Origin of the sequence: Vibrio sp. L85, from assembly GCF_963871815.1 — a bacterium.
Lineage (GTDB): Bacteria > Pseudomonadota > Gammaproteobacteria > Enterobacterales > Vibrionaceae > Vibrio > Vibrio harveyi.
Genome location: NZ_CAWMYL010000185.1, coordinates 1 through 5,496, shown reverse-complemented (window position 1 = coordinate 5,496; position 5,496 = coordinate 1). Strand labels below are relative to the sequence as shown.

The window sequence follows — 5,496 nt, the reverse complement described above, 5'->3', positions numbered from 1 at the left end:
AAAGCCAGCCTTTCATGATATATCTCCCAATTTGTGTAGGGCTTATTAGAGCCATTTCCGAGCTGGTGACGATCAAATCGGGCTTCAGCTCGGCAATAGCTTCCAGGCTTGGGGCGACGCGGGTACCCACGTTGGCGATGCCCTCCGGCAGCGCTGGTTCCTTCACCCAGGTGCGATAGCCTGTCAGATCAGCGACGCCAACAGGCGCTACGTCCAACAGTAACAGCGATTCGGTAGCGGCCCAATTCAGAGTCACAATACGCTTGGGTGGTTCATCCAGCGTCAGCGTGCCGCCCTCGTGTTGCCAGGAGCCGGCGTGGGCGGTTGATGAGGTAAACAGCAGCCAACAGACAGCTGCGATGCGCCTGGCGCGCCGGGTATCAATGAACATAAGACACCCACTGCCCGGGTGCCCGCTCCATCACGCCCATGCCAACGCCATAAATGCTTTCCAGCACCTGGCTGTCCATGATGTCCTTGGGCGAACCGTCAGCAACGACCCGGCCCGCTTTCAGAGCCACCAGTCGATCACAGAAGCGCGCTGCCAGGTCTACGTCGTGAAGCACGACCACCACGGTGAGCTCCCGTTGCTCGGCCAGTTGATGAACAAGCCGAAGGGTTTCGACCTGGTGTTTCACATCCAGCGCTGAGATGGGCTCATCCAGCAGCAGGCAGCGGGTTTGTTGGGCCAGCAGCATGGCAATCCAGGCTCGCTGACGCTCGCCGCCAGACAGAGTATCCACGGATCGATGCTGGAAGGGGCGCAGGTCCGTATCGGCAATGGCCTGGTCGATCAGGTGCTGGTCTTCGTCGGTGTAGCGCCCCAGCGGGCCGCGCCAGGGGTAGCGGCCAAGGGCAACCAGTTCGCGAACTGTCAACCCATCCGTAGCGGGCGGGTGTTGGGGCAGGTAGCCCACGATGCGGGCAAATTCCCGGGCGCCGAAATTCTGGCTGGCCCGGGACTGCAACTCGACCTCGCCATCGGTGGCCGTCATCTGTCGGGCGAGGGTTTTCAGAAGCGTCGATTTGCCCGAACCGTTGTGGCCGAGCAGAGCGGTGACCTGCCCCTCCTGGAACGTCATATTGACCCGGTGCAGGATGTCGGTGTCGCCGATGCGCACCGCAAGATCGCGAACTTCAAAAAACGCTGGCATTCAGATTCCCCCCAAGTGAGAGCGGCAGGATAATCTAAATGCGAATTACTATCAATGAATTGTCGTTGGGTTGCCTTCCAAATTATGCCTGCCCGGTCTGCACCCGCCACTGGGCCGCGTAGGCGCCACCTTTTTCGATCAGCGCCTGATGGGTGCCCTGTTCCACTACCTGCCCCTGGTCGACCACCGCGATGGTGTCGGCCTCCACAATGGTGGACAGACGGTGGGCTATCATGATCACCGTGCGATTGTGCCCGATGCGTTTCAGGGAGCGCTGAATGGCCGCTTCGGTTTCGTTGTCCACGGCGCTGGTGGCCTCGTCCAGCACCAGAATGGGCGGATCTTTCAGCAGGGCGCGGGCCAGGGACAACCGCTGGCGCTGACCGCCAGACAGGCGGATGCCGCGCTCCCCGACGGCCGTATCCAGCCCTTCTGGCAAGGCCTGGATGAACGACCAGGCCTCGGCGGTGCGAGCCGCTTCGATAATCTGTTCTTCGGTGGCGTCCGGTTTGCCATAGGCCAGGTTATCCCGAATGCTGCCTTCAAACAGGTACACGTCCTGGCTGACCAGGCCAATGGCATTGCGCAGGGACTGGAGACTCACCTCGCGAATGGGCTGGCCGTCGATGCGGATATCGCCGTGGCTTGGGTCGTAGAAGCGCAGGAGCAGTTTGATCAGTGTAGATTTGCCAGAGCCGGTGGCGCCCACCAGGGCCAGGGTATTGCCCGCCGGGACGTTCAGGCTGATGCCCTCAATACCCGCGCCGCTGCTGGGGTAGCGGAAACTGACGTTGCTGAATTCGACCGCGCCTCGAACCGGCTCAGGCAGGGCTTTTCCGGCCTCGTCCCGCACGTTCACCGGCTCGGCGAGCAGGTCGAGAATGCGCCGGGTGCTGGCCATGGCGCGCTCAAACAGGTCAATCACTTCCGCGAGGCCCGTCAGCGGCCACAGCAAGCGCTGAGTCAGGAACACCAGCACGCCATAAGCGCCCACGTTCAGGTTGCCGTTCAGGGCCATCATGCCGCCCACGGTGAAGGTGGCCAGAAAGCCGGCCAGAATGGCCATGCGGATCACTGGAATGAACGCCGAGCTGATACGAATGGCCCGCCGGTTGGCGTCTACATAGGCTTCGCTGGCGTCTTTAAGGCGCTGGGCTTCACGAAGTTCGGCGGTGAAGCTCTTGATGGTGGCGATGCCGCCCAGGTTGTTGGCCAACCGGCTGGACAGGTCGCCGACTTTCTCACGCACGTCGGCGTACAGCGGCCCGGCTTTGCGTTGGAAGTAAAAAGCGCCCCAGATGATCAGGGGGATCGGGGTGAACGCCAGCAGGGCGATCAGCGGCGACAGCACGAAGAACACGGCACCGACGGCAACCACGGTGACCAGCACCTGAATCATGGCGTTGGCGCCACCGTCGAGGAACCGCTCCAACTGGTTAACGTCGTCATTCATCGTAGCCACCAGCTGGCCTGAGCTGCGGGCTTCAAAGAAGCTCATGTCGAGGCGCTGGGCGTGTTCGTAGGCGTCTTGTCGCAGGTCAGATTGCAGCCGCTGGGCCAGGTTGCGCCAGAGAATCTGGTACAGATACTCGAACAGGGATTCGCCGGCCCAGATGAAGAAGGTGAGTACGGCCAGAATGGTGATCTGTTCCTGGGCGGTTTCAAAGCCGAGGCCCGCGACGAAGCTTTCTTCTTTGTTGACGACCACGTCGATGGCAACACCGATCAGGATCTCCGGCGCGATGTCGAACAGTTTGTTGATGATGGAGCAGGTGGCGGCCGCGATAATCCGGCGGCGGTAGCCCCGGGCGTATCGGAGCAGGCGGCCTAGGGCGGCAAAACTGCTGGTATGCTGGCTGGTTGATGGCATGGTCCGCATCCTTCTGGCTGGCGTGTTGCTCCCTGCCGGGGAGCGTGCTGCAGGATTAAAAGGCGGAAGGGTAGCGGATTCCAGCGTTTATTAAAACAGAATCATTTTCACGGGTATGCCACTCGGGAACCCCTCCAGGGTGTTTTCCTAATCTTTTACAAGAAAAGGCTTAACTGACGTTTTCCCAACACATCAATCAAGTGCGGAGCGCATATTATCAAACTCGGACTTTGTGTAAACCCTTTTTTTGTCTTTTTGAATTGAATGCTGGGGTATAGGAAGTATAAACCACCTTTTTGCTCCTCATCCGAAGTATCTTACCTGAAATTCCCTCACTCGTTTACCGCTCAAGCCCCAATTTTAACTGCCGGTCCAGCCTAAACCGCTCTAATAAGGTTCGATTTGGCGGTAAAATCTCTAGCCTGATAGCTCGAGAGATACAAACTGCCCCACCGCCCCGTTTAAAAGTTGGCAGTGTTGAGCAGTGTTGGATTTGGGGTCGTCAGTCAAAGAGACGACTCTGTGATGGATCGAACAGGCTGGGAGTCAGTGGCGGCGCTCGTTCTGGTGGCAGCTCACGCTGCTTGGCGGCATTCGCCTTGGCTGTTTTCTGTTTCAGATGCTTGAGAATCTGCTCAATGACCTTCGGATCTTCGATGCTGGCAATCACTTTGACGTGACCGCCGCAGTGTTCGCAGACTTCAATATCAATATTGAAGACTCGCTTGAGGCGTTGCATCCAGGTCATGGCGCGGTGGCGCTCTGCAGGACTCTTGTCACGCCAGTTAGTATCGAGACCTTCCGATTTGTCGGGCTTCTTGCCCCGCTTGGCGGGTGTTACTTGAACTCGGTGTTTGCTGTTCGGTGCAAAGACGCCGTGGAAGCGTGTGAGGTTGACTCGCGGCTTAGGTACCAACGCAGCGAGTTTGGCGATGAAGTCCAGCGGCTCGAAGATCACATGGGTGGTGCCATTGCGGTACGGAGTTTTGAGCTCGTAACGCACCTGCCCATTGGCGGTTAATGCCAGACGTTTTTCTGAAACCGCTGGCCGACTAATGTAGCGACACAAGCGCTCAAGCTTATCCCGCTGATGCGCTTCGGCCATCACACCGGCGTGTAGCGAGAAACCAGCATGGTTGGCTACTCGACTGCTTGAGTCGGCTTTATCCTCACGCCCTGGCAAGGTTTGCAGGGTGAAGACTTTGCGCCCTTGCTGGGGGCCGACGGCAATGCGATACGTAACCGAAGCACCATGTAATTGAGTCAGCGTATCGTCTTCGCCCTCTTCCAGTGTCAACCACGTATTCTCGGCATCACGCTCCAAAATCCCACGCTTTTCCATGCAGCGAGCGATGCGATGGCTGAGGGTGTGAGCGAGCGTATTCAGCTCATCGTAAGTGGGTGCCTTGACACGATGGAAGCGTTGCTTGCCATAGTCATCTTCGGCATAGACACCATCGAGAAACAGCATGTGGTAGTGGACATTGAGATTTAGCGCGGAGCCAAAGCGTTGGATAAGAGTCACTGAGCCAGTTTGTGCAGAGGCTTTGGTGTAACCGGCTTTTTTGATCAGATGAGTTGAGAGTGTACGATAGACGATACTCAAGACCTGGCCCATCAGCTGGGGATGGCGAGCCAGCAAAAAGCGTAGCTGGAAAGGAAAGCTGAGCACCCACTGGCGAATGGGCTCCTTGGGGAAGACTTCGTCTATCAGCAGCGCCGCACTCTCGGCCATCCGGCGGGCACCGCAGCTAGGGCAAAAGCCGCGTCGTTTACAGCTGAAGGCGACCAGACGCTCGTGATGACAATCCTCGCAGCGAACCCGCATGAAACCATACTCCAGACGGCCACATTGGAGGAGGTCGTTGAATTCTTGTTGGATGTAGCGAGGCAGGTGTTGACCTTGGGCTTCGAGTGAGGCTTTGAAGGCTGGGTAGTGCTGCTCAACCAGCTGGTAGAGCAGCGTCTGGTCGGGTTGGTGGCGTTCGTAACCGTTTGTTTGAGTGGGCGATTGACTCGCCGTGGCGTTCCTTGCCAGCGACATGGGTATCCTCCGCTGATACTGTGGTTATGTACAGTATCAGCGGCTTGCGTTCAGACGTCCAGTCTGGCCCTAGACATCGCTAAATGCTTAACCCGCAATAGCCCTCACGAGTTGTTATCAGCCACTACCGGTTGAGCGAGAAGGTTTTGGGTTCAGGGTGCTATTGCTCCACCAATCACAATACTGAAGCCCCAACTGTTATCAGTTGGGGCTTTTTCTTGTCTGTTTGCGGCGGTTGCGTTTTATCGGTAGTCGTCGAGCTCTGCACCATCCCACATAAGAGCTTAACGGTGCGATCTTCAACGCCATCACACAAAACTTTCTTTTTCACGCACAGTCAACTTATTGGATGTTTTATTAACAACCCAAAAGGAGATATTTAGCGGGCGGCCGGAAGGTGAATGCTAGGCATGATCTAACCCTCGGTC

Annotated in this window: 4 protein-coding genes; all 4 read right to left on the bottom strand. The window is 57.6% G+C overall.

Annotated elements, in window-relative coordinates; translation table 11 throughout:
- On the bottom strand, positions 1–391 hold a 391-nt coding region (locus AACR11_RS19655), incomplete at its 3' end, for an ABC transporter substrate-binding protein (protein WP_145953660.1).
- Positions 381–1,154 carry an ABC transporter ATP-binding protein gene (locus tag AACR11_RS19650; RefSeq protein ID WP_079325032.1) on the bottom strand — a complete coding sequence of 258 codons (774 nt, stop codon included), beginning with the start codon at positions 1,152–1,154 and terminating at the stop codon, positions 381–383. The genes AACR11_RS19650 and AACR11_RS19655, both read right to left, overlap by 11 nt.
- Before the next feature lie 82 nt (positions 1,155–1,236).
- Positions 1,237–3,024, bottom strand: a complete 1,788-nt coding sequence (locus AACR11_RS19645) for an ABC transporter ATP-binding protein (RefSeq protein ID WP_079325030.1) — start codon at positions 3,022–3,024, stop codon at positions 1,237–1,239.
- A gap of 502 nt (positions 3,025–3,526) precedes the next feature.
- Positions 3,527–5,068: an IS91-like element ISCR1 family transposase gene (locus AACR11_RS19640; RefSeq protein WP_000050481.1), complete on the bottom strand. Its 1,542-nt coding sequence runs from the start codon at positions 5,066–5,068 to the stop codon at positions 3,527–3,529.
- Between the last annotated feature and the right edge of the window lie 428 nt (positions 5,069–5,496).

What these genes read in the sequence shown, in the direction of transcription:
- AACR11_RS19650 (WP_079325032.1), bottom strand. Translation starts at nt 1,154, where the DNA reads ATGCCAGCGTTTTTTGAAGTTCGCGATCTTGCGGTGCGCATCGGCGAC.
- AACR11_RS19645 (WP_079325030.1), bottom strand. Translation starts at nt 3,024, where the DNA reads ATGCCATCAACCAGCCAGCATACCAGCAGTTTTGCCGCCCTAGGCCGC.
- AACR11_RS19640 (WP_000050481.1), bottom strand. Translation starts at nt 5,068, where the DNA reads ATGTCGCTGGCAAGGAACGCCACGGCGAGTCAATCGCCCACTCAAACA.